Origin of the sequence: Methylobacterium sp. PvP105, assembly GCF_017876975.1 — a bacterium.
Classification (GTDB): Bacteria; Pseudomonadota; Alphaproteobacteria; order Rhizobiales; family Beijerinckiaceae; genus Methylobacterium; species Methylobacterium radiotolerans.
The window spans coordinates 3,961,379-3,986,585 of record NZ_JAGIPA010000001.1; the positions used below are offsets into that span (position 1 = coordinate 3,961,379).

20 protein-coding genes and 1 tRNA gene are annotated in these 25,207 nt (G+C 72.3%); 12 read left to right on the forward strand and 9 right to left on the reverse strand.

Annotated elements, in window-relative coordinates:
- Nucleotides 1–2: 2 nt before the first annotated feature.
- From J3A75_RS19570 to J3A75_RS19585, 4 genes are all read right to left on the reverse strand, one after another.
- On the reverse strand, nucleotides 3–1,007 hold the full coding sequence (locus J3A75_RS19570) for a chlorophyllide a reductase iron protein subunit X (RefSeq protein ID WP_024829698.1): 1,005 nt from the start codon (nucleotides 1,005–1,007) through the stop codon (nucleotides 3–5).
- Complete coding sequence (gene bchC, locus J3A75_RS19575; protein WP_070999714.1) at nucleotides 1,004–1,942, reverse strand: chlorophyll synthesis pathway protein BchC; 939 nt, start codon at nucleotides 1,940–1,942, stop codon at nucleotides 1,004–1,006. Before bchC ends, J3A75_RS19570 begins: the two co-directional genes overlap by 4 nt.
- 94 nt (nucleotides 1,943–2,036) lie before the next feature.
- Nucleotides 2,037–3,164 (reverse strand): methyltransferase, encoded by a 1,128-nt coding sequence (locus J3A75_RS19580; protein WP_083374362.1) that lies wholly within the window; start codon nucleotides 3,162–3,164, stop codon nucleotides 2,037–2,039.
- 29 nt (nucleotides 3,165–3,193) lie between these two features.
- Complete coding sequence (locus J3A75_RS19585) at nucleotides 3,194–4,063, reverse strand: polyprenyl synthetase family protein (RefSeq protein ID WP_012319774.1); 870 nt, start codon at nucleotides 4,061–4,063, stop codon at nucleotides 3,194–3,196.
- 107 nt (nucleotides 4,064–4,170) lie between these two features.
- Between J3A75_RS19585 and crtD the strand changes: the two genes are divergently transcribed.
- Nucleotides 4,171–5,706: a 1-hydroxycarotenoid 3,4-desaturase CrtD gene (crtD, locus tag J3A75_RS19590; RefSeq protein WP_209650693.1), complete on the forward strand. Its 1,536-nt coding sequence runs from the start codon at nucleotides 4,171–4,173 to the stop codon at nucleotides 5,704–5,706.
- Complete coding sequence (locus J3A75_RS19595) at nucleotides 5,703–6,563, forward strand: carotenoid 1,2-hydratase (protein ID WP_029357447.1); 861 nt, start codon at nucleotides 5,703–5,705, stop codon at nucleotides 6,561–6,563. Before crtD ends, J3A75_RS19595 begins: the two co-directional genes overlap by 4 nt.
- Here the strand turns inward: J3A75_RS19595 and J3A75_RS19600 are convergent.
- The gene (locus tag J3A75_RS19600) at nucleotides 6,523–7,857 is read right to left on the reverse strand and encodes a glycosyltransferase family 87 protein (protein WP_070999721.1); all 1,335 of its coding nucleotides are present in this window, start codon (nucleotides 7,855–7,857) and stop codon (nucleotides 6,523–6,525) included. The two genes, J3A75_RS19595 and J3A75_RS19600, sit on opposite strands and share 41 nt — an antisense overlap.
- 147 nt (nucleotides 7,858–8,004) lie before the next feature.
- Here J3A75_RS19600 and J3A75_RS19605 point away from each other — a divergent pair, with 147 nt between their 5' ends.
- From J3A75_RS19605 to J3A75_RS19640, 8 genes are read left to right on the forward strand one after another with little or no spacing between them, the layout of a single operon-like run.
- Nucleotides 8,005–9,255, forward strand: coding sequence for a glycosyltransferase family protein (locus J3A75_RS19605; protein WP_012319778.1), 1,251 nt, complete (start codon nucleotides 8,005–8,007; stop codon nucleotides 9,253–9,255).
- A complete protein-coding gene (locus tag J3A75_RS19610) occupies nucleotides 9,252–10,532 on the forward strand; it encodes a glycosyltransferase family 4 protein (protein ID WP_076729732.1) in 1,281 nt (426 codons plus the stop codon). The genes J3A75_RS19605 and J3A75_RS19610 overlap by 4 nt, the downstream gene beginning before the upstream one ends.
- Nucleotides 10,520–12,472: a glycosyltransferase gene (locus tag J3A75_RS19615; RefSeq protein WP_070999725.1), complete on the forward strand. Its 1,953-nt coding sequence runs from the start codon at nucleotides 10,520–10,522 to the stop codon at nucleotides 12,470–12,472. Before J3A75_RS19610 ends, J3A75_RS19615 begins: the two co-directional genes overlap by 13 nt.
- Nucleotides 12,469–14,310: an ABC transporter ATP-binding protein gene (locus J3A75_RS19620; RefSeq protein ID WP_070999727.1), complete on the forward strand. Its 1,842-nt coding sequence runs from the start codon at nucleotides 12,469–12,471 to the stop codon at nucleotides 14,308–14,310. The genes J3A75_RS19615 and J3A75_RS19620 overlap by 4 nt, the downstream gene beginning before the upstream one ends.
- A complete protein-coding gene (locus J3A75_RS19625; protein WP_209650694.1) occupies nucleotides 14,310–15,176 on the forward strand; it encodes a hypothetical protein in 867 nt (288 codons plus the stop codon). The genes J3A75_RS19620 and J3A75_RS19625 overlap by 1 nt, the downstream gene beginning before the upstream one ends.
- Nucleotides 15,173–17,140 carry an ABC transporter substrate-binding protein gene (locus J3A75_RS19630; RefSeq protein ID WP_070999729.1) on the forward strand — a complete coding sequence of 656 codons (1,968 nt, stop codon included), beginning with the start codon at nucleotides 15,173–15,175 and terminating at the stop codon, nucleotides 17,138–17,140. The genes J3A75_RS19625 and J3A75_RS19630 overlap by 4 nt, the downstream gene beginning before the upstream one ends.
- Nucleotides 17,137–18,153: an ABC transporter permease gene (locus J3A75_RS19635; RefSeq protein WP_012319784.1), complete on the forward strand. Its 1,017-nt coding sequence runs from the start codon at nucleotides 17,137–17,139 to the stop codon at nucleotides 18,151–18,153. Before J3A75_RS19630 ends, J3A75_RS19635 begins: the two co-directional genes overlap by 4 nt.
- Before the next feature lie 11 nt (nucleotides 18,154–18,164).
- Nucleotides 18,165–19,313 carry an ABC transporter permease gene (locus J3A75_RS19640; protein WP_024829687.1) on the forward strand — a complete coding sequence of 383 codons (1,149 nt, stop codon included), beginning with the start codon at nucleotides 18,165–18,167 and terminating at the stop codon, nucleotides 19,311–19,313.
- A gap of 24 nt (nucleotides 19,314–19,337) precedes the next feature.
- Here J3A75_RS19640 and J3A75_RS19645 read toward each other — a convergent pair whose 3' ends face one another.
- Nucleotides 19,338–21,554, reverse strand: coding sequence for a sensor histidine kinase (locus J3A75_RS19645; RefSeq protein ID WP_012319786.1), 2,217 nt, complete (start codon nucleotides 21,552–21,554; stop codon nucleotides 19,338–19,340).
- 55 nt (nucleotides 21,555–21,609) lie between these two features.
- Nucleotides 21,610–21,951, reverse strand: coding sequence for a SelT/SelW/SelH family protein (locus J3A75_RS19650; protein ID WP_245295785.1), 342 nt, complete (start codon nucleotides 21,949–21,951; stop codon nucleotides 21,610–21,612).
- Between the two features lie 258 nt (nucleotides 21,952–22,209).
- Here J3A75_RS19650 and J3A75_RS19655 point away from each other — a divergent pair.
- Together J3A75_RS19655 and J3A75_RS19660 are read left to right on the forward strand one after the other, a co-directional pair.
- Nucleotides 22,210–22,284, forward strand: a tRNA-Val gene (locus J3A75_RS19655).
- 157 nt (nucleotides 22,285–22,441) lie between these two features.
- Nucleotides 22,442–23,974: an acyl-CoA carboxylase subunit beta gene (locus J3A75_RS19660; protein ID WP_012319788.1), complete on the forward strand. Its 1,533-nt coding sequence runs from the start codon at nucleotides 22,442–22,444 to the stop codon at nucleotides 23,972–23,974.
- A 36-nt stretch (nucleotides 23,975–24,010) separates the two neighbouring features.
- On the opposite strand, the gene J3A75_RS19665 is transcribed toward J3A75_RS19660, so the two are convergent.
- Together J3A75_RS19665 and J3A75_RS19670 are read right to left on the reverse strand one after the other, a co-directional pair.
- A complete protein-coding gene (locus J3A75_RS19665; RefSeq protein ID WP_024829685.1) occupies nucleotides 24,011–24,472 on the reverse strand; it encodes a hypothetical protein in 462 nt (153 codons plus the stop codon).
- A gap of 77 nt (nucleotides 24,473–24,549) precedes the next feature.
- Nucleotides 24,550–25,104, reverse strand: a complete 555-nt coding sequence (locus J3A75_RS19670) for a TerB family tellurite resistance protein (RefSeq protein ID WP_024829684.1) — start codon at nucleotides 25,102–25,104, stop codon at nucleotides 24,550–24,552.
- Between the last annotated feature and the right edge of the window lie 103 nt (nucleotides 25,105–25,207).

Genomic DNA, 25,207 nt, shown 5'->3' on the forward strand with positions numbered 1-25,207 from the left:
CGTCAGACCTCGTCGTAGACGACTTCGAGGGACGGCTTGGACACCTGGGCGACCCCGCACATGTCCTCGTGGGTCGCGGGGACCAGGACCACGTCGCGGCCGGTGGTCTCGCTGGAGAACAGGCCGAGCAGCCCGTCCTGCGTGAGCGGCGTCGGGCGATGCGGCGCGGCCTCGGCGACGTTCGCGGCGAGCTCCGCGAACAGGGTGCCCCAGCGCCCCTCCGGCTTGCCGATGATCTCGTAATTCGCGCTCTTGCGGCGGATGTCGTCGTCGGCCGGGATCGAGGCCAGGACCGGGATGCCGGCGGCCTCCGCGAAGGCCTGGGCCTCGCCGGTGCCGTCGTCCTTGTTGATCACGAGGCCGCCGACGCCGACATTGCCGCCGAGCTTGCGGAAATACTCAACCGCCGAGCAGACGTTGTTGGCGACGTAGAGCGACTGCAGGTCGTTCGAGCCGACGACGATGACCTTCTGGCACATGTCGCGCGCGATCGGCAGGCCGAAGCCGCCGCAGACCACGTCGCCCAGGAAGTCCAGCAGGACGAAGTCGAAGCCCCATTCGTGGAAGCCGAGCTTCTCGAGCAGCTCGAAGCCGTGGATGATGCCGCGCCCGCCGCAGCCGCGCCCGACCTCGGGGCCGCCGAGCTCCATGGCGTAGACGCCGTCGCGCTTGAAGCAGACGTCGCCGATCGCGACCGACTCGCCCGCGAGCTTCTTCCTGGTCGAGGTCTCGATGATGGTCGGGCAGGCCTTGCCGCCGAAGAGGAGGGACGTGGTGTCGCTCTTCGGATCGCAGCCGATCAGCAGGACCTTCTTGCCCTGCTGGGCCATCATGTAGCTCAGATTGGCGAGCGTGAACGACTTGCCGATGCCTCCCTTGCCGTAGATCGCGATGATCTGCGTCTCTTTCTTCGCCGGCGCGGTGGCGACCGCGTCGGGCTCGATCGCGGCCTCGGCGCGGAGCTGGGTCGCTTGGGACAGGGCGGCCTTGTTGAGCTGAACGTTCACGCGGCGTCCCTCCAGTCGAGGATCATCTTCAGGCAGCCCGGATCCGCGAACGCGGTGCGGTAGGCGTCCTGGGCCTGTGCCGCCGGGGCACGGTGGGTGATCAGCCCGTCGAGCGAGAGCCGACCGTCGTCGATCAGCCGCGTCACCGCGGCCGTGTCCTCGGGCCGGAACTCCGCGGAGATCCGGATCCGGGCCTCGCGCATGAAGGCGGGCGGGAAGGCGAAGCTGAGGGGCGCCTCGTAGAAACCGGCGAGGACGATCTCGCCTCCCGGTGCCAGGCGGGCGATCAGGTCATCGAGGCCGGCGGCGTTCCCGCTGACATCCGTGATCGTCGCGTAGTCGCGGCGCGGATCCGCGTCGGGCGCAACGACGGCGTAGCCGTGGTCGCCCAACGCGCGGACGGGGTCGGTTTCCCAGACGGTGGGCGCGGCGCCCGCCGCCAGCGTCAGCCGGGCGAGCAGCCGGCCGAGCACCCCGTGCCCGACGATGAGCGGCGTCGCGCCGGGAACGAGGCGCCCGAGGGCGCGATGGGCGGTCGCTGCCAGCGCCAGGAGGCAGGCCCGCTCACCCAGGGCCCCGTCCACCGGCACGAGGCGCGCGGCCGGCGCGACCAGATGGGACGCCGCGCCACCGAACAGGCCGCGGACAGCGCCGAAGCAGCGGGCCCCCGGGACGTAGACGGTCTGGCCGACACGGACCGAGGCGCCCGAGTCCGCCTCCACGACGGTGCCGACCGATTCGTATCCCGGCACCAGCGGGTAGCCCATGCCCGGAAAGGGCGGCATCCGCCCCGACCAGAGCAGGCGCTCGGTGCCGGTGCTGATCCCGCTCCACGCCACTGCCACGACCGCGTCCGCATCGCCGGGCGGCGTCAGGGCCAGGCGCTGAACCGAGAGGTGCTCCGGGTTTTCCAGAATGACGGCCAGAGCGTCCATGGCTGGAACTGTCCACCCTTTGCGTCGCGACTCTCTCCGGTACGAAGCCGCTCTGTGTCATCCTAGATAGACACAAGTCAGCGTCAAGTCACACTTACTTTTGAGCGCCCGTTTTTCGGGCTCTCAGCACCCGCGCGAGGAGAGGGCGTCGTGTCGGATGTTCGCGTGTGGCGGTGAATCCTGCGGCCGCGAGCATCGCGCGCAGTTCCTCGGCCCGGCGCGGTCGGCCGGAGCCCATCGCCAGGAGATAGAAACCGAAATAGGCGTCGCCGACCGGCTCCGCGCCCGGCGTCCCGGCCATCGGCTCCGCGATGAGCAGCGTGCCGCCCGGCGGCAGCGCCGCGTAGGCCGCGCCCAGCAGCGCCTGGGCCGGCGCGTCGTCGTGATCGTGGACGATCCGCACCAGCGAGATCGTGTCGGCGCCCGCGGGCAGTCCGTCGTGGAAGTCGCCGCCGCGGCAGGCAATCCTCTCGCGGAGGTCGGATTGCCCGAGGCGCGCGGCGGCGCGGTCGGCGACGGCCGGCAGGTCGAACAGGGTCAGGCGGGGTGTCGCGTGCCGCGCCGCAACCGCCCGCAGGAAGGCGCCCTCGCCCCCGCCGACATCCATGAGGTGCCGGACGCGCGACAGGTCGCAGGCGTCGAGCACGTCATCGGCGATCAGCGCCTGCGAGGCGCCCATCAGACTGCTGTAGGGGGCCACCGCGTGCGCGTCGCCCGCCGCCCCCGCCGCATAGGGCCAGTAGCCCGCGAGGCGGGTCGGCTGAGCCTGTCCGCGCAGCAGGGCGACCGGATCCGCGAGGTCGGCGTAGAGCAGCGCGTGATGCTCGATCATGGCGGCGATGCCGGGATTGCCGACGAGCGCGGCTCCCAGGTCGGCCAGCCCGAAACGGTCGCCCGACAGGGCGCGCAGCAGCCCGAGGGACTCGGCGGCGCGCAGCAGGCGTCGCGCTGCGTCCGGCGGAAGGTCGAGCCGCCGCGCCAGCGCGTCGACGGTCAGGGGGCCCTCGGCCAGGATCGCGAACAGGTTGAGGCGGATGCAGGCGGTCAGAACCTGCGCGTAGACGAAGCCGGCGCAGAGGTCGAACAGCGCGCGCGTGTTGCGCTGTGCGACGCGGCGCGTCAGCGGAAAACCCGCCGCCCAGCGCTGGAAGCGGGGGCTCGCGACCAGGCGATTGCGCCACGCGAGCCACCTGTCCGCCCAGGCGGACGGGGCAGGCGGCACCGTGCCGGCTCCGGGGAGCGATCCGGCGCTCAGGCCACCACCGCCCGCAGGCTCGCGGGCAGGAACAGCCGCGCCTGCGCCTCGATCTCGGCGGTGAGCGCGGCCGCGCCCGGACAGGCCGGGATCGCCGCGACCGCCTCGCGTGTCAGCCGGGACAGGCGCTCCATCGCCCCGCCGGTGCCCAGGAGGGCTGCGGCGTTGGGGCGGCCCAGCGTCGCGTCGCGCCCGGCGGGCTTGCCGATCTCCTCCTGCCGGCAGGCGACGTCGCGCAGGTCGTCGGCGACCTGATAGGCCTCTCCCAGGCACTCGCCGAGGCGACGCCAGGGCTCCGGCTCAGCCCCCGCCGCGGCAGCGCCTGCCACGGTGGCGGCGGCGAACAGCGCGCCGGTCTTCGCCTGCTGGTAGTCGCTCAGGCTGATATGCGCCTCCGATTCCCAGGCCTGCCCGGCCGCGATGCCCGACGGCGACCCGGCGGCGCGGCCGAGAAGCCCGACGAGGCGGCCGAGGCGCGCCGGATGCCGCCCGACGGATCGCGCCAGGGTCTCGAAGGCGAGGACGATGAGGGCGTCGCCGGTCAGGACGGCGATCGGCTCGCCGAAGGCGACGTGGACGGAGGGCTTCTGCCGCCGCATCGGCGCGTCGTCGAAGCACGGCAGGTCGTCGTGGACCAGGGAAGCGCAGTGCAGGAACTCGATGGCGGCGGCGGCCGCGACGGATCCTGCCGGGTCGTCGTCGCCGCAGGCGCGGGCCACCGAGAGGCACAGGCGCGGTCGGATCCGGTGGCCGCCGGGAAACACCGCGTAGCGGAGAGCCTCCGCCAGAAGGGGCGGCGCGCCGGGCGCCTCCGCGTGCGCAACGGCGCGATCGAGCGCCATCTCGATCCGCTGACCGGACTCCATCGCGTTGCCTCCCGTGTTGTATGCGGTTGTCAGCGACAGGTGTCATTTCTTATTGACACTTCGGCGAGGCGAGATCAATCCCGTGGTCGGGGGAGTTCGGAGCGGCCGTGGCGCAGGAGCGCGTCGTCGTGATCGGTGCCGGGATCGGTGGCCTCGCCGCCGCCCTGCGGCTCGCCCATGCCGGTATCGACACGACGGTTCTCGAGCGCGCGCCGCATCCCGGCGGGAAGATGCGCGCCGTCCCGGTCGGAGATCGCGCCGTCGAGGCCGGTCCGACCGTGTTCACGATGCGCTGGGTCTTCGACGAGCTGTTCGCCGAGTGCGGCGCCGAGCTCGGCGACCGCGTCGCCCTGGCACCGGCGCGGCTCCTCGCCCGCCACGCGTGGAGCCGGGACGAGCGTTTGGACCTCTTCGCCGATATCGACGCGACGGCGGACGCGATCGCGGCCCTCGCGGGACCGCGCGAGGCGGAGGGCTACCGGCGCTTCTGTGCCCGGTCGGCCGAGGTCTACCGCACCCTCGAGGGTCCGTTCATCCGCGAAGGCCGGACTGGGCCCGCCGGCCTCGCGCAGCGGGTCGGGCTGTCGGGCCTCGGCGATCTCTGGCGGATCCAGCCCTTCGCGACCCTCTGGTCGGCGCTGGGCGCGTATTTCCGCGACCCGCGGCTGCGCCAGCTGTTCGGCCGCTACGCCACCTATTGCGGCGCCTCGCCCTTCACCGCGCCGGCGACGCTGATGCTCGTCGCCCATGTCGAGCAGGCCGGCGTCTGGACCGTCGCGGGGGGACTCAGCGGCCTCGCGCGGGCGGTGGCCGATCTGGCCGTCGAGCGGGGCGCGACCTTCCGCTACGGCGCGGAGGTCGCGCGGATCCTCACGGACGGCGGCCGGGTCACTGGCGTGCGCCTGACGGACGGCGCGACGGTGGCCGCCGACCACGTCGTCTGCAACGCGGACTGCGCGGCCCTGGGTGCGGGCCTGCTCGGGCCCGAGGCCGCCGCGGCCGGCGAGCGGCTCGCGCCCGGCGAGCGCTCCCTCTCCGCCGTCACGATCTGCGCGGAGGCGGAGTCCGCGGGTTTCCCTCTGGCGCACCACACGGTCTTCTTCTCGCGCGACTACCGGGCCGAGTTCGACACGCTCCTGCGCGCCCGTCGCCTGCCCGACGACCCCACCGTTTACGTCTGTGCCCAGGACCGGGACGCGGCGGGTGCCGCGCCCCAGGGGCCGGAACGTCTGCTCCTGCTCGTCAACGCTCCGGCGGACGGCCGGGAGCGACCGCTCACGCCGCCGGAGACCGAGAGATGCGAGAGGAACCTGTTCCGCCGGCTGGAGGCCTGCGGGCTCACCCTGGACTTCACGTGGTCGGCGGTCACGACGACGCCGCGGGACTTCGACGCCCTCTTCCCCGGGACGGGCGGGGCCCTCTACGGACGGGCGGCGCAGGGCTGGGCGACGACTTTCAAGCGCGCGGGCGCGCGGACGGCGCTGCCGGGCCTGTACCTCGCGGGGGGCTCGATCCATCCGGGTCCGGGCGTGCCGATGGCGGCGCAGTCGGGGCGGCTGGCAGCGGCAGCGATCCTGGACGACCGCGATTCGATGGCGCGGTCGCGCGGGGCGGCTACGCGTGGTGGTACGTCGATGCGGTGAGCGACGACGGCCGCCAGGGCCTCACGATCATCGCCTTCATCGGCAGCGTGTTCTCGCCCTACTACGCCTGGAGCGCCGAGAAGGACCCCTTCGCCCACTGCGCCATGAACGTGGTGCTCTACGGCGACCGCGGCCGCTTCGCCATGACCGAGCGCCGCGCCGCCAGCCTGTCGCGCAGCGCCGACCACATCGCCGTCGGACCCAGTGCCATGCACTGGGACGGCACCGCGCTGACGGTGCGGATCGACGAGCGCGGAGCTCCCCTGCCCCGCAGGATCCGCGGCACGGTGCGCCTCGAGCCGCGCGGGTTCACGGGGGGCCCGTTCCATCTCGACCGGGCTGGCCGCCACCGCTGGTGGCCGATGTCGCCGTCCTCGCGGGTCGAGGTCGACTTCGACCAGCCGGACCTCCGCTGGAGCGGCAGCGGCTACTTCGACACCAACGACGGCGACGAGCCCCTGGAGGCCGCGTTCGCGCGATGGACATGGTGCCGGGCCGATCTGCCGGACGGCGCGGCGATCCTGTACGACGTGCATCACCGCGACGGCGGCGGTCAGAACCTATCGCTCAGGTTCTCCGCTGACGGCAGCCGCCGCGAGATCCGGCCTCCGCCCGGCGCGACGCTTCCGGCGACGCGCTTCTGGCGGATGCCGCGGGAGACCCGCAGCGACGGCGGCCGATCGCGGGTGCTCGCGACCTACGAGGACACGCCGTTCTACGCCCGCTCGCTGCTCGCCTCGACGCTCTGCGGCGAGCCGGTGCGGGCCATGCACGAGAGCCTGTCGCTCGACCGGTTCCGAAACCCGATGGTGCGGCTCATGCTGCCGTTCCGGATCCCGCGGCCGCTGGCGCGGTGAGAGTGCGGACGTCGAGGCCGCCGGTCCCGGATGGCTGCCGGCCCGGGGCGGCGCTCCACGGCCGGACGCGTCCGGCGACGCAGGCGAACGTCGCGAGGCTCAGCACAAGGCCGAGCGGGAATCCGGTCAGCCCCGCCGCCTCTCGGACGACCGCGAAGAGCGGCACAGCGCACAGGAGGGCCCGCTCGTGCGGCCGCAAGCCGCCGGCCCGGTGCGCGGCGAGCGCCAGCAGGAGCGCGGCCGGCACGAGGGGCGCCAGGTCGTAGACCGGGAGGTAGGGCGACAGCAGCGGCGCGGAGACGACGAGCGCGGCCGCCCGGAGCGTCGGGTCGGTGGGCCGGCACCAGGCGCGGCAGGCGAGGCCGAGCGCCAACGCGGCGACGATGCCCTGCGCCGTCCAGGCGACGGCCATCGGCCCGCCGAGCAGGCGCACCGCTCCGAACGCGCTGGCATTGAGGTCGAGGCCCGCCGCCGCGTTCTGCAGGATGATCCGGTTCGTATCCCCCAGCGTTCCGAAGAAGCCGATCCAGGGCGCCGTCCCGAACAGCGCGAGGGACGCGAGGCAGAGGGCCAGCACCGTCGAAACGCAGGCGGCCAAGCAGTCTCGCCGCCCCGTCACCAGCAGGAGCATGGGGGCCAGCGCCGCGAAGTGCGGCTTGTAGGCCAGCAGGCCGAAGCAGAGCCCGGCCAGCCACGGGCGGCGATCGGCGAGGACCGCGCCGAGGGTGAGCAGCGACGCGGTGAACAGGCCGTTCTGGCCGTAGGCGAGGTTGCAGAGCACCAGCGGGTGCGCGAGCGCGACGACGGCCGCGTCCCGCCGGCCGGCCGCTACCCGCATCGCGAGGGCGAACAGGGCGAGGGAGAGCGCGGTCCAGAGCAGGTAGGCCGGCCGCAAGTCCAGCAGCGCCATCGCGGCCGCCGGCAGGAGGAACACCGGCGGATAGTGCCAGGCGAACCGACATTCCTGACCGCAGGCCGCCTTCAGGTTCGCCAGATGCACCGGCAGGTCGTAGGGCTCAGCTCCACGACCTACCAGTGCCGAACGGCCCGCCACCCAGACCTGGACGAAATCGTTGCCGAGCGGGTCGCCGTACCAGTTGCGTTGCGGCTCCGGGCCGGTGCCGTAGACCAGAAGGACCATGGCGAGGCCGAACGGGACCAGCACCCAGGCCGCCCGCCTGGCGAACGCGGACAGACGGGCGTCGCTGCTCAGGAGATCGGCGAGATCTGACCAGAGCGCGGCGGCGCGTGCGGTCGGTGGGCCCGGCGCGCGGGTCTCGATGGGCGCAGGCATGACGGAGGATTTCCGCGACCGGATTCCGCGACAGCCTAGGCGCGCGCGGTTCCGGGCCCGTTAACAGGGGTGTTTGCGGCCCGGCCCGGCTTGTGCAAGAGGGCGGCGGCTGCGATCCTCGCGCCGTCAACCGGGGCGATCACATCGATGCGACTGGACGAGCCGTCATCGGCCCCGCGCGTCCTGATCTACAGCCACGATACCTTCGGGCTCGGGCATCTGCGCCGCTCGCGGGCGATCGCCAACGCGATCGTGGCGAGCAACCGCAGCGCCCGGGCGATGATCGTCTCGGGCTCGCCGGTGGTCGACCGCTTCGCCTTCGCGCCGGGCGTTCGCACGGTCCGGCTGCCGCCGGTGACCAAGTTCGCCGACGGCGGCTATGCCAGCCTGGACGGCGCGACCCCGCTGGCGCGCACCGTCGAGCAGCGCTCCGCGATCATCGCCCAGGCCTGCGCCGCCTTTCGGCCCGACCTGATCATCGTCGACAAGGAACCGGCCGGCTTCCACGGCGAGCTGCTGCCTGTGCTGGAGCAGGCCGCCGAACGCGACATCCGCCTCGTCCTGGGCCTGCGCGACGTCCTCGACGACGCCGACCGCCTCGTCCCCGAATGGGAGCGCAAGGGTGCGGCCGAGACGATGGCGCGATTCTACGACGAGATCTGGGTCTACGGGCTGAGCCGCATCCACGAGCCCCTGGCGGCGCTGCCGATGGAGCCCGACATGGCCGCCCGCATCGACGCGCGCCTGATCTACACCGGCTATCTTCGCCGGGAGCTCCCGGAACGCCGCGCTGGCCGCGAGGAGCCGCCGGTGGCCGACGGCCCCTTCATCCTGGTGACGCCGGGCGGTGGCGGCGACGGGGCAGCCCTGATCGACTGGGTGATCGCCGCCTACGAGGCCGATCCCGCGATTCCCCTCCCCGCGCTCATCGCCTTCGGTCCCTTCCTCGATGCCGGGACCCGGGACGGGTTCGCGGCGCGCATCCGCCGCCTCGGCGACCGGATCGCGGCCATCACCTTCGACAGCGAGATCGAGTTCCTGATGCGCAAGGCCACCGGCGTGGTCGCTATGGGGGGCTACAACACCTTCTGCGAGATCCTGTCCTTTGACCGCCGGGCGGTCCTCGTGCCCCGGACCGAGCCGCGGCGGGAGCAGGCGATCCGGGCGCTCGCGGCCGAGCGGCTCGGCCTCGCGCGGGTGCTGATGGAGGCGGAAGGCCGGGCGCCGGCGCGCATGGCGACGGCACTCCGCGACTTGCCGGGACAGGACCCGCCGTCGCGGGTGCTGGTGCCGGGTCTGCTCGACGGCCTCGACGCGGTCGCGCGCCGCGTCAGGGCGCTCACCGCGCGCGGCGGCGCGGACGCCGCAGCCCGCCCGTGCCTGCAGGCCTATTCGTGAGCGCCAAGCGGGTCGCCGTGGTGCTGAAGGGCTACCCGCGGCTCTCCGAGACCTTCATCGCCCAGGAGTTGCTGGCGCTGGAACGGTCCGGCCTGGCCCTCGAGATCTGGTCGCTCCGGCGCCCGACCGACCGGGCGCGCCACCCGATGCACGCGCAGATCCGCGCCGGCGCTGCCTACCTGCCCGAATACCTGCGCGACGCGCCGCTGCGGGTGCTTCGCGGGCTGGGCGCGGCACTCCGCCGGCCGAACCTGCCCGCGCTGCTGGCGCTGTTCGCCCGCGATCTCCGGCGCGACCCGACGGCGTCGCGGCTGCGGCGCCTCGGGCAGGCACTGGTCCTCGCCCGGGAATTGCCGGCCGAGGTCGCCCATATCCACGTGCACTTCCTCCACACGCCCGCCAGCGTTGCCCGCTACGCCGCGCTCCTGACCGGGCGCCGGTGGAGCTTCTCGGCGCACGCCAAGGACATCTGGACGACGCCCGACTGGGAGCTGACCGAGAAGCTGCGCGACGCCGAATGGGGCGTGACCTGCACCCGCGACGGGCTCGCCCGCCTGCAGGCCCTCGCGCCGGGCCGGACGCAGCTCGCCTATCACGGGCTCGACCTGACTCGCTTTCCGGCACCGCCGCCGCCGCGCGAGTTGCGCGACGGGACGGATCCGGACCGCGCCCTCCGGCTCCTCTGCGTCGGTCGCATGGTCGCCAAGAAGGGGCACGACGACCTCATCGACGCTCTCGCCGCCCTGCCCGCGCACCTGCACTGGCGGCTCGACCTGATCGGCGGCGGCGACCTCCGCGACGCCCTGGAGGCCCGGATCGCTGCCGGCGGCCTCGCGGAGCGGGTCCGTTTCCGCGGCGCGCTGGCGCAGCCCGCGGTGATCGAGGCCATGCGCGCGGCCGACCTCTTCGTCCTGCCGACGAAGCCCGCGCCTGGCGGCGACCGAGACGGCCTGCCGAACGTGCTGATGGAGGCCGCGAGTCAGGCGCTCCCGATCCTGGCGACCGCCTTCGCCGGCACGCCGGAGTTCATCACCGACGGGGTCCACGGCGTCCTGGTCCCGCCCGGCGAGCCGGCGGCGCTCGCCGACGCTCTCACCCGTCTCGCGGGCGATCCTGGCTACCGCCAGCGGCTCGGCGCGGCGGCCTTGGCCCGGCTCGTGCAGGACTTCTCCGCGGAAGCGGCGATCGCGCTGATCGCCGGCCGGCTGCGCGCCTCCGCGGGTCTGCCGCAGGACGCGGCCGCTCACGAACCGGAGCTGACCGCGTGCGCGTCCTGATCGCGGTCACGCATCTGCTCGGCGCGGGGCACCTCACCCGTTCGGCCGCCATCGCCCGCGCCTTCGCGGCGGCCGGCCACGAGACGATGCTGGTCTCGGGCGGCGTCCCGGCACCGATGGTCCGCTCCGACGGCCTGCGCCTCGTGCAGCTGCCGCCGCTCCGGATCGCCGGCACGGATTTCTCGACGCTGCTGGACCCCGACGGACACCCGGCCGGGCCGGCACTGCTCGAGCGCCGCCGCAGCCTGATGATCGAGGCTCTGGCAGCCTTCGGGCCGGACGCGGTCGTCACCGAGCTGTTCCCGTTCGGCCGGCGCGCCCTGGCGCCCGAGTTCATGGCATTGGTGGACGCGGCTCGCGCCCTGCGGCGGCGCCCGCTCGTCCTCGCCTCCGTGCGCGACGTCCTCGTGGCCTCGACCAAGCCGCAGCGCATCGCCGAGTCGCACGCGCGGGTTGCGGACCTCTACGACGCCGTGCTGGTCCACGGCGATCCGGCGCTCATCCCGCTCGAGGCCTCGTGGCCCCTCGACGCGGCGACCGCCGCGAAGGTCCGCTACACCGGATACGTGGATGAGGGGACCGCTCCAGCGCCGGCCTCGCACCGCTCCGGCGTGCTGGTCGCCGCCGGATCCGGGCCGGCGGGGTTCGTCCTGCTGCGTGCGGCCGCCGATGCGGCCCGGCAGCGGCCGGATCTCGGCTGGCGGATCCTGGCCGGCCACGGCGTGCCCGAGGCGGCGCTGTCCCAGATCGGCCACGGTCTGGAGCCCGGCATCCTCGGTCGCGCCCGACCCGACTATCGCGCCCTCCTGTCCGGCGCCGCCGTCTCGGTCAGCCAGTGCGGCTACAACACGGCCGTCGATCTCCTCGTTACCCGGACACCTGCCGTCCTGGTACCCTTCGAGGCCGGCGGCGAGACCGAGCAGCGCCTGCGTGCCGAGCGCCTCGCCGCCCGGCGACTCGCCCGGGTGCTGCCCGAATCGGCGCTGACGCCCGAGAGCCTGGTGCGGGCCATCGCGTCGCAAAGTGCCCTCCCTGCGCCCGGGGACCACAGGATCGATCTGGACGGCGCCGCGCGTACGGTCGCGCTGGCCGAGGCCCTGCACGCGGGCGAGCGCGGGCGGCGCGGCCGCCTCCCGGCAGCGGATCCGGCCTTCGACGCCGTCCACAGCGCCCTCGATGCCGTCGCGGCGCGGGGCCAGCGCGTTCGGCTGTTCTGGCGCGACGACGACGCGGTCGCGGGCGGTCCGCGACTCGACCGGCTCGTCGCTCTCGCCGCAGGGCACGGCGTCCCGCTGCTCCTCGCCGCGATTCCGACCAAGATCGAGTCCTCCCTCTCGCGGCGGCTCGAAACGGCTGCCGGCGTCTCGGTCGCCGTCCACGGCCGCGCCCATCGCAATCATGCCCCGCCGGGCGAGAAGCGGGCGGAGTTCGGCGCGCACCGGCCCCTCGAGGCCCTGATGGCCGACGCCGCTGCCGGCCTGCAAATCGCCCGGCAGCGGCTGCCGGAGGCGTCGCTGCTGCCGGTTTTCGTGCCGCCGTGGAACCGCGTCGCGCCCGACCTCGCCGCCGCCCTCCCGGATCTCGGCTATCGCGGCCTCTCGGCCGTGCCGGGTCCGCCGATCCCGGGGCTGCTCCGCCTCGACGCCACCCTCGACCCGATCGACTGGCGTGGTACCCGGGGCCTGATCGATCCCGACTGCCTGCTGCGCGGCCTCGCCGCCGACATCGCCGGCGCGCCGGAGCGGCCGCTCGGCCTTCTCACCCACCACCGCATCCACGATGAGGCCGTCTGGGACTTCGTCGGCGCGCTGGTGGACAAGCTCCTGCGGCATCCGGCGATACAGGTCTTGGATCTTCGGGGACACTTCGGCGCGGCCGCGATGGACATGGGGCCGGCGGTATCTAAGTCTCAGGTCTCACAGATCGCGAGGACGGGTTGAGCCCGCTATTGTCCATCCGCGACCTCGCGGTCGCGTTCCGCACGGAGAGCGGTCAATTCGAGGCCCTGCACGGCCTGTCCCTCGACGTCCACCGCGGCCGGACCCTCGCGCTGGTCGGCGAGTCCGGCTCGGGCAAGTCGGTGACCGCGCAGGCGATCCTGCGGATCCTGCCGCCCGCCGCCGCCATCACCCGCGGCCGGATCCTGTTCCGGGACGGCGAGACCGAGACCGACATCGCGCGACTCCCGTCCGAGGGCGAGACGATGCGGGCGATACGCGGCCAGCGCATCGCGATGATCTTCCAGGAGCCGATGACCTGCCTGTCACCCCTCCACACGGTGGGCGACCAGATCGGCGAGGCGCTGCGGATCCATACCGGGGCGGACCGCAAGGAGGCCGATGCCCGGACCGAGGAGGCTCTCGCCCGGGTCGGCTTCCCCGACCCGCATCGCGCCCTGCGGACCTACCCGTTCGAGCTGTCCGGCGGCCTGCGCCAGCGCGCCATGATCGCCATGGCGCTGATCCTGAAACCCGCGCTCCTGGTCGCCGACGAGCCGACCACCGCCCTCGACGTCACCACGCAGGCCCAGATCCTCGCCCTGCTGGCCCGGCTCCAGGACGAGACCGGGATGGCGATCCTGCTGATCACCCACGATCTCGGCGTGGTCGCCAACATCGCCCACGACGTGGCCGTCCTCTACCGCGGCCGCCTGGTGGAGGCGGGCCCGCGCGACACGGTGATGCGCGCGCCGGGCCACGCCTATCTCCGCGCGCTCCTCCACGCCGTGCCGCGATTCGATATGGCGCCCGGCGAGCGGCTGACGCCGATCCGCCCGGCCAAGGCCGAGATCCCGCCCGGCCAGACGCCCGCGCCGCTGGCCGGGCCGATCCTGCAGGTAGAGGGGGTGAGCAAGAACTTCACGCTGCGCGCCGGTCGGCTGTGGCAGAAGCCGCGGATCGTCCACGCCGTGTCCGACGTGTCCTTGAGCCTCGCGGCGGGCCAGACGCTGGGGCTCGTCGGCGAGTCCGGGTCGGGTAAGACCACGGTCTCGAAGATGATCATGCGGGCGCTCCGGCCCGATTCCGGGCGGATCCTGTTCGACGACGGCAGCGGCCCGCGGGACGTCCACGCTCTGAACGGCGACGCCCTCTTCGCGTACCGCCGCACGGTCCAGTTCGTGTTTCAGGACCCCTACGCGTCCCTCGACCCGCGCATGACCGTCCGGCAGATCCTGTCGGAGCCGATGGAGATCCACGGGGTCCCGGCGGCGGAGCGGCGGGAGCGCTGCCGCGCCCTGATGGCCATGGTCGGCCTGGAGCCGAGCGGTCTCGGCCGCTACCCGCACGCCTTCTCGGGCGGGCAGCGGCAGCGCATCGGCATCGCCCGGGCGCTGGCCCCGAAGCCGCGGCTGCTGGTGCTTGACGAGCCGGTCTCGGCCCTCGACGTCTCGGTCCAGGCGCAGATCCTGAACCTGCTCAAGGACCTCCAGGCCGCCCTGGGCCTCTCCTACCTCATCGTTTCCCACAATCTGGCAGTGATCGACTACATGGCGGACACCATCAGCGTGATGTGCCGGGGCCGCATCGTCGAGGAGGCGCCGCGCGCGGCCCTGTTCCGCCGGCCCGTCCATCCCTACACGCGGGCGCTGCTCGCCGCCGTGCCCGATCCGAGCCTGGACCATCCCCTGGATTTCGCGGCCGTCGCCGCCGACCGCAACGACCCGACCCGCTGGGAGGAGCCCTTCCGCCTGGCTCCCGACGAGGCCGGCGCGATGCGCGCGGTCGAGACCGGCCACCGGGTGCGCTTCGGCGCCGCCCCCAGGGCGGAGGCCGCGTGATGCAGGCCCGGCCGCCCGTGATGCTGGAGCGCCTGCGCCGCAAGGTGCTGTCGCCCTTCTTCGACCGCCTGGGCTACGACCTCGTCCCGGCCGCCCCCGACTGGTGTCACCGGCCGACCTCGCCGCGCGAGGTGGCGACCCTGCTCGAATCGGCAGCCGCCATCCTGGAACGCGATCTCGCCGCCGCCGGCCTCGTCCCCGACGGCGACGTGCTCGGGCACGTCCGGGCGTTCTGGGATCTGATTCCGACAGCCCCCGTCCGGCAGCGGCGCGGCGGTAGCGGCTTCAACGGTGCGCTGCAGCTCTACGTCGCCATGCGCGCGCTGCGGCCCGACTTCGTGATCGAATCGGGCGTCTTCCGAGGCCTCACCACCTGGGTGATCCGGCAGGCCCGCCCGCGGGCGCGGATCTTCTGCCACGATCCGGACCTGTCGGGCCTCCAGTACCGCGACCGGCAGGCGCGCTACAGCACCGCCGACTGGTCGACCGCCGACTGGGCTGTGCTCGACCCGGCGCGGACGGTGGCGTTCTTCGACGACCACGTCGCGCAGGGCCGGCGGGTCGTCGAGGCGCAGGCCCGCGGGCTGACCCGACTGCTCTTCGACGACGACGCGGCCGGGCACCGGATCCACGCCCATGGTGGCCCCGCGCATCCGACCATCGCGATGATCACCGGGCCCGAGCGGAGCCCGGAGCCGATCCGCTGGACGCGGAACGGCCGCCACTTCGAGCAGCCGGCCGACGACGTCCTGGTGCGGCAGGCCGCCGGGCTGATCGCCCGGTCCCACGCGTTCGACGACCTGCACAGGGCGACCGGCTACTCGCCCGCCCGGCTCACCTCCGTGACGTTGCGGGGCAGCCCATGACGACCTGGGGCCCGGGGGACGTCGTCCCGTCCGCTCTCCCGCACCGGAACGAAGGGGACGGTACCGTGTCCCGCCGCGCCCTCCTCGCCGGGCTCGGCGCCGCGGCGATCTGGGCGCGTGCGCCGTCGCGGGCCTTCGCCGACACCCCGCCGGCCGACGCGCCCGGGCTGCCGGCCACCCCTTACGTGGCCGACCTCGCCGCCCACGGACGCCGCCTCGGCAGCGCCGGCGGCACGATCCGGACCCTGATCGCCAAGGCACGGGACGTCCGCTACCTGTCGGTCTACGGCTACACCCGCCTCATCGGCTACGATGCCGATCTCAACCTGCGGCCCGACGTGCTGGAGCGCGTCGATGTCGAGGGCGGCCGCTTCACCTTCACGCTTCGCCAGGGCCACCGCTGGTCGGACGGGCACCCGTTCACCACGGAGGATTTCCGCTACTACTGGGAGGATGTCGCCAACGAGAAGGCGCTGAGCCCCGACGGGCCGCCGGCCTTCTTCCGCGTGGACGGCAAGCTGCCGACGGTCGAGTTCCTCGATCCGGTCACCGTCCGCTACAGTTGGGATCGGCCGAACCCGATGTTCCTGCCGGCCCTGGCGGCGCCGCGCGACCCGCTGATCTACCGGCCGTCGCACTACCTCAAGCCGTATCACGCCCGCTACATCGGGAAGGATGCGGCCGACGCGAAGGCCAAGGCGCTCAAGCTCCGCAGCTGGGCGGCCCTGCACAATCGTCTCGACGACAATTACGAGCTGAACAACCCGGACTGCCCAACCCTGCAGGGCTGGGTGCCGCGGACCCGCTCGCCGGCCACCCGGTTCCGGTTCGAGCGCAACCGCAGCTACCACCGGGTCGACACGGCTGGTACGCAGCTGCCCTACGTCGACACGATCGTGATGGACGTGGCCTCCCAGGGCCTCCTGGTCGCCAAGACCAACGCAGGCGAGGCGGACCTGATGTTCCGCGGCCTGATGATGCCCGATATCCCGAGTCTCAAGGAGGGTGAGGCGGCGCATCGCTATCGCACCAACCTGTGGCCCGTGGCCCGCGGCTCGGAGATCGCGCTCTACCCCAACCTCACCACGACGGATCCGGCGTGGCGGCAGCTCAACCGCGACGTGCGTTACCGGCACGCCCTGTCGCTCGCCATCGATCGGCGCACCCTGAACAACACGCTCCTGTTCGGCCTGGGTACCGAGGGCAACGACACGATCGTGCCGGAGAGCGCGCTGTTCGAGCCCGAGATGCGGACCCTCCACGCGTCCTACGACCCGGCCCGGGCCGCCAAGCTGCTGGACGAGATCGGGCTGACGGCCCGCGACGGGTCCGGCACCCGGCTGCTGCCCGGCGGGCGCGCGCTGGAGCTGGTGGTGGAGAGCGACGGCGAAGCCGAGATGGTGCTCGACGCGCTGCTCCTCATCACGGAATTCTGGCGCGAGGTCGGCATCCGCCTGATCACCAAGCCGCAGGAGCGCACGAACCTGCACCGGCGCTCCATCGCGGGTGTCACCGTCATGGTGGCCGCCCAGGGCCTCGATCTGGCCGTCCCGACCGCGATCATGCCGCCGACCGAGCTGAGCCCGGCCCAGCCGGAGCACTATTCCTGGCCGTTGTGGAGCATGAACGTCGAGAGCCGCGGCAAGAGCGGCGAGCCCTGCGACGTCCCGGAAGTCCAACGCCTCATCGAGCTCGATCGGGAGTGGCGCCACACCGACGATGCCGGCCGGCAGGCCGCGATCTGGCGCGAGATGCTGATGAACCACGCGCGCAACACGTGGGTGATCGGCACGGTGGCGGGCGCGCTCCAGCCGGTGGTCGGCGCCGATCGCCTGATCAACCTCCCGAAGCGCGCCCTCTATTCCTGGGAGCCCACCGCGATGATCGGCGTGCAGCGCCTCGACGAGCTGTTCTGGGACAAGGGCGCCGAGTCTGGCGCCGACAAGCGCGCGGAGGCCCAGTGATCGCCCAGATCCTTCGCCGCGTCGTCACCATGGCGGTGACGCTGCTGGTCATCTCGGCCCTCGTCTTCGTGATCATCAAGCTGCCGCCCGGTGACTACCTGACCAACCGGATCATGGAGCTGCGGGCCACCGGCGACGCCAGTTCCGTGGCGAAGGCCGAGCTGCTCATCAAGCAGTACGGGCTCGACCGGCCGGTCTGGCAGCAATACCTGATGTGGATCGGCGTGCTGCCCGGGTCGGTCGGGTTCTCGGGGCTGCTTCAGGGCGACTGGGGCTGGTCGTTCGAGTACGACAAGCCGGTGGCGGACGTCGTCGGCGACGCCCTGTGGCTCACCCTGCTGATCAACCTGACGGCGGTGGTGTTCGTCCACCTCGTAGCGATCCCGGCGGCAATCTACTCCGCGACGCACCGCAACACGTTCGGCGACGCCGTCGTCACCCTGCTCGGCTATGTCGGCCTCGCGGTGCCGGGCTTCCTGCTCGCCCTGATCCTGCTGTTCTACGCCAACCGGTGGTTCGGGCTGTCGATCGGGGGGCTCTACGATTCGGCCCTCACCAACCAGCCCTGGACCTGGGAGAAGCTCCGCTCGCTCATGGCGCACCTGATCGTGCCGACGCTGGTGATCGGCCTCGGCGGGACCGCGGCCATGATCCGGCGCATGCGCGCTAACCTGCTCGACGAACTGGCCAAGCCCTACACCGTCACCGCCCGCGCCAAGGGTCTGCCGCCCCTGCAGGCGCTGCTGAAATACCCGTTCCGGATGTCGCTGAACCCGTTCGTGGCGGATATCGGCAACCTGCTGCCGCACCTCGTCTCGGGTTCGGTGCTGGTCTCCCTGGTGCTCAGCCTGCCGACCGTCGGGCCGCTGCTCCTCGAGGCCCTGCGCAGCCAGGACCAGTTCATGGCCGGGTTCATCCTGATGTTCGTCGCGGCCCTGACCCTCGTCGGCATGCTGATCTCGGACCTGATCCTGGTCTGGCTCGATCCGCGCATCCGCATGGGCCTGCGATGACCCGCCCCGCGATGACCGACGCGCTTCCCGCATCCGGACATTTCGTCGATCCGGCACCCTTCGAGCCCGAGGCCCGGGCCGAGAGCACGGTCGCCACGGCCTCCGCGTGGCGGCTCATCCTCCGGAAGTTCCTGCGCCACCGCCTCGCCGTGGCCTCGGCCCTGATCCTGCTCGCGCTCTACGCCACGGTACCGTTCGTCGAGCAGCTGGCGCCCTACGGGCAGGCCCGCCGCAACGGCGATTTCCTCTACGCGCCGCCGCAGGGCGTCCACCTGTTCCACGAGGGCCGCTTCGTCGGGCCGTTCGTCTACCCCTACCGGGCCCACCTGGACCTCGACACGTTCCGCCGGGACTACAAGGTGGACGCGTCCGCCCCGCAGCCATTGCGCTTCCTCTGCCGGGGCGACGGCTACGACTGGCTCGGGCTCGTCCACACCGATCTACATCTCGTCTGCCCGCCGGAGAACGGCACGCTGTTCCTCCTCGGCACCGACAAGCTCGGGCGTGACCTGTTCTCGCGCATGATCTACGGGGCGCGGATCTCGCTCACCATCGGCCTCGTGGGCGTCGCCATCTCATTCGCGCTGGGGCTCTTCTTCGGCGGCATCGCGGGCTATTTCGGCGGTATCGTCGATGCCGGGGTGCAGCGGCTGATCGAGGTGGTGCGCTCCCTGCCGGAGCTGCCGCTCTGGCTCGCCCTCTCGGCGGCGCTGCCGCCGAACTGGAGTCCGCTGCTGATCTTCTTCGGTATCACGGTGATCCTCGGCCTGCTCGACTGGCCGGGGCTGGCGCGGGCGGTGCGCGGCAAGCTCCTGGCCCTGCGCGAGGAGGATTTCGTCCAGGCCGCCGAGTTGATGGGCGCCTCGCCCACCCGTGTGATCGGCCGGCACCTGATCCCCAACTTCATGAGTCACCTGATCGCCTCGGCGACCCTGTCGATCCCGACCATGATCCTCGGCGAGACAGCCCTGTCATTCCTGGGCCTCGGCCTCAGACCGCCGGTGACCAGCTGGGGCGTGCTGCTCAACGAGGCGCAGAATCTCGCGGCGGTGCAGCTCTATCCCTGGCTGCTCCTGCCGGTCCTGCCCGTGCTGGTGACCGTGCTCGCGTTCAACTTCATGGGTGACGGTCTGCGCGACGCGGCGGATCCGTATCACTGACGGGAGGCGCCGCGCTGGGCCGGCCTACCCGGCGAGCGGCAGCGGCGCGATCCGCGTCGGGGCGGCGACGCCCTTGCGCTCCAAGAGACCCGGCGGCGGCACGGGGGCGTCGATGGTGCAGACCACGCCGGTCGGCTCGTAGCTCAGCACGACCTCGCCGGCGAGCTCGCGCGCCAAGCTGCGCTCGATCAGGCGCGAGCCGAATCCGGTCCGTGTCGGCTTCTTGACCGGCGGGCCGCCGCGTTCGGACCAGCGGAGCGAGAGCTGCATCTCCTCCAGGCGCCGCACCGTCCAGGAGATCTCGACCGTGCCGCCCTCAGTCGAGAGCGCGCCGTACTTGACGGCGTTCGTGCCGAGCTCGTGCAGGGCCATGGCGATGGACAGCGCCAGCCGCGGCGGCAGACGCAGGGCCGGTCCCGAGACCTGGAACCGCGAGGTCCGGCCGTCGCCGGCCTCCAGCGGCCGGATCGCGTCCGCCACGACGGCGGAGAGTTCCGCACCCTCCCAGCTCTCCCGGGTGAGGACGTCGTGCACCCGCGCCAGGGCGAGGAGGCGCGCCTCGAAGGCGGCGCGCGCCGCGTCGGCCTCCGCGCCCTCCAGCCCGCGCAGGGACTGGGCCGCGATCGACTGCACCGTCGCGAGGGTGTTCTTCACCCGGTGGTTCAGCTCGTGGATCAGGAGCAGCAGGTGCTCCTCGGCGTTCTTCGTGTCGGTGATGTCGATGTTGCAGCCGGTGTAGCCCAGGAAATTCTGGGCGTCGTCGAGCCGCGGCACGCCCTCGCACTGGAGCCAGCGCACCGCGCCCGTCCGGTCGATCACCCGCGCCTCGGTGCGGAACGGGATCCGGGCCTCGAACGCCTCGGTGAAGGCCGTCCGGAAGTTCTCCAGGTCGTCGGGATGCACGATCTGGTGCCAGCCGTCATCGTTGAACTGCGCGGCCGGCAGCCCGAACAGGTGCTCGAAATGAAGGTTGGCGAAGCTGACTGCGCCGGTCTCGTCGGTCATCCAGATCAGGGCCGGGGCCGAATCGGCCATGTGCCTGAAGCGCGCCTCGCTCTCGCTGAGGGCGCTCAGGCCGCGCTTGGTCTCGGCCAGCGCCCGGTCGCGCTCCTCCTCCCGCGTGCGCAGCCGCAGCGACGCCTCCGACAGCACGACCCCGAGCCGCTGGATCTCGTGCACCGGCGACGACACGCGCGGGATCGCCTCGCCCCGGGCCAGGGCCGGCCCGGACGCCGCCAACAACCGGAGGGGGCGCGAGACTCGCGACCAGAGGTTCACCGCCAGGAGCGACGAGGTGGCGAGCACCAGCAGGCCGAACCCCGCGAAGGCCCAGATCCAGCGCCGCACCCGCGCGTCGACGAGGGCCTGCGGGATGCTGGTCGCGACCATCCAGCCGGTCAGCCGCGAGCGCGCCTCGATCACCACCACCGGCTTGTGCTGGCGGTCCTGGCCCTCCCAGACGCCGGGCGTCGACGACTGCACCTGGCGGAGGCTGGCGAGGCGCTGCTTGCCGACCACCGCCTCGGGATCCGGCAGGCGCGCCAGGACGATGCCGGACCGGTCGCTGATCCCCGTCGTCCAGCCCGGGACGACCTCGCGGGACAGGATGCCCTGCAGGCGGGACAGGGGCACGGTGAAGCTCAGGATGTACCCGACCTCGCCGTCGACCATCACCGGCACGCCGACCGCGTAGGTGGCCTCGCCCGGCATCGGTCCGGGCACGTAGCCGCTCACCATGGCGCGCTGCGTGCCGCGGGCCAGATCCTGGTCGAAGGGAAGCGTGACGATCGGCATCGGCGCGCCGCGCGGCACGCCGGTGTTGACCACCTCCTGACCGTTCGGCCGGCGCAGGAGCACGTCCAGGTCGATCGATTCGCGGACGAGGCGCGCCTGGGCGTCGAACGCCTCGAACTCGCCCTGCCGGATCCGCGGCGAGGTCGCCAGCGTCTGCAGCACCGACACGAGGCCGGCGGTGTCGCGGTCCAGAGACAGGCCGATGCCGCGCACGTTCTCGCGGGCGTCCTGCTCGAACCGCGCCCGTTCCGCGGAGGCGTAGCGCATCAGCAGGATGCTGGTGAACAGCAGGCCGGGACCGATCAGCGCGATCACCAGCGCGATCAGGTAGACCTGGGTCGAGAAGCCGTTGCGCCCGAAGCGGTGCAGCCGCCGCGACAGCCAGGAACGGCGCGCGGGGATCACCGCGGGGACGCCCGCGCCCTCGGCATGATGGTCCGGACTCAAGCGGGGTCCGTCCCCGGCCCGCCGCGCCCCGCGGGCTCGTCGCCGTTCCCTCGCCTCATGACCGGTCGATATGACCGAGATCGCGCGCCGGGTCGAGGTGGTCGCGCACCCGCTGCTTCAGCGCCTTCACGTCCGGAAAGCCGCCGTCGCGCACCCGTTCCCACAGGAGGGCCGCGCCCAGCTCGATGCGGAAGGTGCCGCCGGTGGCCGGCACCAGGGCGACCTCGCCGAGGTCGTCCCGGAAGGTCGAGAGGAGTTCCTGCGCCATCCAGGCCGCGCGCAGCAGCCAGTTGCACTGCGTGCAGTAAATGATCGCGACGCGCGGCCGGCCCGGCCCCGCCGCGCCCTCCGCCGTCACGTCGCTGCCGGGCTCCGCGCCCGCTGGGCCATCGTGCATGCCCGCAGAGCGCACCGGCACGGCGGCCTTGTCAACCTCGCCCGCGCACACGATGGCGAGCCCCAGGCCGGCTTCGGCTGCGCCGCGCCCGGGCGAACCGGGTTCTGACAGGCCTTCCGGGCGCTCGTCCGGTTGTCGCCAAACATCGCCGGCCGCGCTTGACGGCGCGGCCTGCCGCGCACTAGAAGGCCCGCCACCGGGTCGCGGCGCCCCCGAGGGCGAGCGACGATGGCGTGCGCTCAGGCGACTCGCCGGTACGGACGGTTAGCACAGCGGTAGTGCGTTCCCTTCACACGGGAAAGGTCGCAGGTTCGATCCCTGCACCGTCCACCATTATCCCCCATCCCCCGAAGGTCTGATCCCGCCGCGCCCCGCGTCGGTTTGCCACCCGAAAACCGCGTGCTAAGGGCGCTCGATCGGTGAACGCATAAGCTTGGACCCGGCCCGATCCGGGTCGCAGGCCACGGGCAGGGGAAGGGCGGGAACAGCCATGAAGGATATCCTCGACAAGCTCGAAGAGCGTCGGGCGCAGGCCCGGCTCGGCGGCGGAGAGAAGCGCGTCGAGGCGCAGCACAAGCGCGGCAAGCTGACGGCGCGCGAGCGGATCGAACTCCTCCTCGACCACGGGTCGTTCGAAGAGTTCGACATGTTCGTGCAGCATCGCTCCACCGATTTCGGCATGGAGAAGCAGAAGATCCCGGGTGACGGCGTCGTCACCGGCTGGGGCACGATCAACGGCCGCACGGTCTTCCTCTTCTCGAAGGACTTCACGGTGTTCGGCGGCTCCCTCTCGGAGGCGCATGCCCAGAAGATCGTGAAGGTGCAGGACATGGCGCTGAAGATGCGCGCCCCGATCATCGGCATCTTCGATGCCGGCGGCGCGCGCATCCAGGAAGGCGTCGCGGCGCTCGGCGGCTACGGCGAGGTGTTCCGCCGCAACGTCATGGCCTCGGGCGTCATCCCGCAGATCTCGGTGATCATGGGGCCGTGCGCGGGCGGCGACGTCTACTCGCCGGCCATGACCGACTTCATCTTCATGGTCCGCGACACGAGCTACATGTTCGTGACCGGCCCCGACGTGGTGAAGACCGTCACCAACGAGGTCGTGACCGCCGAGGAACTCGGCGGTGCCAAGGTTCACACGACCAAGTCGTCGATCGCGGACGGTTCCTTCGAGAACGACGTCGAGGCGATCCTGCAGATCCGTCGCCTCCTCGACTTCCTGCCGGCCAACAACATCGACGGCGTGCCGGAGCTGGAGAGCTTCGACGACGTCAGCCGGATCGACGCGTCCCTCGACACGCTGATCCCGGACAACCCGAACAAGCCCTACGACATGGGCGAGCTGATCCGCCGCGTCGTGGACGAGGGTGACTTTTTCGAGATCCAGTCCGCCTACGCGCGCAACATCATCACCGGGTTCGGCCGGATCGAGGGCCGCACGGTCGGCTTCGTGGCCAACCAGCCGCTGGTGCTCGCGGGCGTGCTCGATTCGGACGCCTCGCGGAAGGCCGCGCGCTTCGTGCGCTACTGCGACGCCTTCGGCATCCCGATCGTCACCTTCGTGGACGTGCCGGGCTTCCTGCCGGGCACGGCGCAGGAGTACGGCGGCCTGATCAAGCACGGCGCCAAGCTGCTCTTCGCCTACTCGCAGGCGACGGTGCCGCTGGTCACCATCATCACCCGCAAGGCCTTCGGCGGCGCCTACGACGTCATGGCGTCGAAGCACGTCGGCGCGGACGTGAACTACGCGTGGCCGACGGCGCAGATCGCCGTGATGGGCGCGAAGGGCGCGGTCGAGATCATCTTCCGGAGCGAGATCGGTGATCCGGAGAAGATCGCGGCGCGCACCGGCGAGTACGAGGACCGGTTCCTCTCACCCTTCGTCGCGGCCGAGCGCGGCTATATCGACGAGGTGATCATGCCGCACTCGACCCGTCGCCGGATCGCCAAGGCCCTCGGCATGCTCCGCACCAAGAAGATGGAGCAGCCCTGGAAGAAGCACGACAACATCCCGCTCTGAGGCGGGTGCCCGGGCCGGCGGCTGTGGCCGCCGGCCTCAGCTCCGGTTGCTGTTCTCGATCACCGCGCACAGCGTCAGCGGACCCTTGTCGGGCGAGACCATCGCCGAACAGGTGACCCGGGCACCGCCGAGGTCGACGTTGCTGTGCCGGAGCTTCGTGGCCGTCGCCTGGGCACGATGCGCGGCCTCGGTGATCACGGCGGCGTCGATGCCGGTCACCGCGTGCCCGGCGTGCCCGAACAGGTCGTAGTAGCGGTCCGGCGGGTTGGCGCCGCGAAACTGCGCGCCCACCGAGGACAGGTCCGGCCCGCCACAGGCCAGCGTCAGGGTCATGTCCGGACCGGCGGTGAAGCTGGCATAATCGCTCCGGCGCTCGGCCGTCTTGGCCTCCGTCTCGGCCGTGACCTTGTCGACCAGCGCGTCGCAGGATTGTGCCCGAGCGGCGCCGGCGCCGGCCGAGAGGGCGGTGAAGACGATGAGAGGCAGGAGCGCGCGCATGCCCGCGAGGTAGCGCGGCGATCCGGAAAGGCGAGCGGCGCGGCGTTCCGGCGCGCCTGGCCCCGCTCCGATCCGGATCAGGCGGATTCGCCCCGCCTCTGGACCAGGACGGGTCCCTCTCCGACGAGGAGGCGCCGCTTGAGGCGGGCGATGCCCTCGCGCTGCAACTCGCTGGGCGGGGAATGCGCGCCGGCCACCTGGGTCAGCATCGCGATCAGCTCGCCCCGCTCGGCCGGCGTCAGCGCGTCGCGCAGCAGCGGCGCCAGGGTGTCGGCGACCTGCGAGAACGGTAGCCGCGCCTGCGTATAGCCCCAGGCCCGCTCGAAGGTCGCGGAGATCCGATCCACCGCCAGCGGCGTCTCCATGTATTCGAGGATCCGTGTCTTCTCGCTGGCGGTCAGGGGGCTGCCCGTTCGGACCAGCTGGATCATCAGGATGACCGCCGCCAGGCGCGGATCGCGGACGCGCTGCAACGGCGTCCCCACGAGGTTCTCGAAGGTCGAGACAGCGCGGCGCTGGAGGCCCTTCGTGTCCCGGTTGACCTCCTGCAGGCCCTTCACGGTCCCGTGCGTCCGCAAGATCCAGAACAGTCCCGCAACGATGATCCCGATGAGGCCGAGCAAAATCGGCATGGGCGTCCCCAGATCGAATCGACGCGGGACGGTCTCACGGGCATCTCGGCGTGTCAAACCAGCGTCAATGCCTGACGATTACCGGAATGCATCGCGGATACGT

Bases quoted from the DNA above. Each gene is read 5' to 3' on its own strand.
- bchC (WP_070999714.1), bottom strand. From the start codon at position 1,942: ATGGACGCTCTGGCCGTCATTCTGGAAAACCCGGAGCACCTCTCGGTT.
- J3A75_RS19585 (WP_012319774.1), bottom strand. From the start codon at position 4,063: ATGGAGTCCGGTCAGCGGATCGAGATGGCGCTCGATCGCGCCGTTGCG.
- J3A75_RS19600 (WP_070999721.1), bottom strand. From the start codon at position 7,857: ATGCCTGCGCCCATCGAGACCCGCGCGCCGGGCCCACCGACCGCACGC.
- J3A75_RS19605 (WP_012319778.1), top strand. From the start codon at position 8,005: ATGCGACTGGACGAGCCGTCATCGGCCCCGCGCGTCCTGATCTACAGC.
- J3A75_RS19625 (WP_209650694.1), top strand. From the start codon at position 14,310: ATGCAGGCCCGGCCGCCCGTGATGCTGGAGCGCCTGCGCCGCAAGGTG.
- J3A75_RS19630 (WP_070999729.1), top strand. From the start codon at position 15,173: ATGACGACCTGGGGCCCGGGGGACGTCGTCCCGTCCGCTCTCCCGCAC.
- J3A75_RS19640 (WP_024829687.1), top strand. From the start codon at position 18,165: ATGACCGACGCGCTTCCCGCATCCGGACATTTCGTCGATCCGGCACCC.
- J3A75_RS19650 (WP_245295785.1), bottom strand. From the start codon at position 21,951: ATGCACGATGGCCCAGCGGGCGCGGAGCCCGGCAGCGACGTGACGGCG.
- J3A75_RS19660 (WP_012319788.1), top strand. From the start codon at position 22,442: ATGAAGGATATCCTCGACAAGCTCGAAGAGCGTCGGGCGCAGGCCCGG.
- J3A75_RS19665 (WP_024829685.1), bottom strand. From the start codon at position 24,472: ATGCGCGCGCTCCTGCCTCTCATCGTCTTCACCGCCCTCTCGGCCGGC.
- J3A75_RS19670 (WP_024829684.1), bottom strand. From the start codon at position 25,104: ATGCCGATTTTGCTCGGCCTCATCGGGATCATCGTTGCGGGACTGTTC.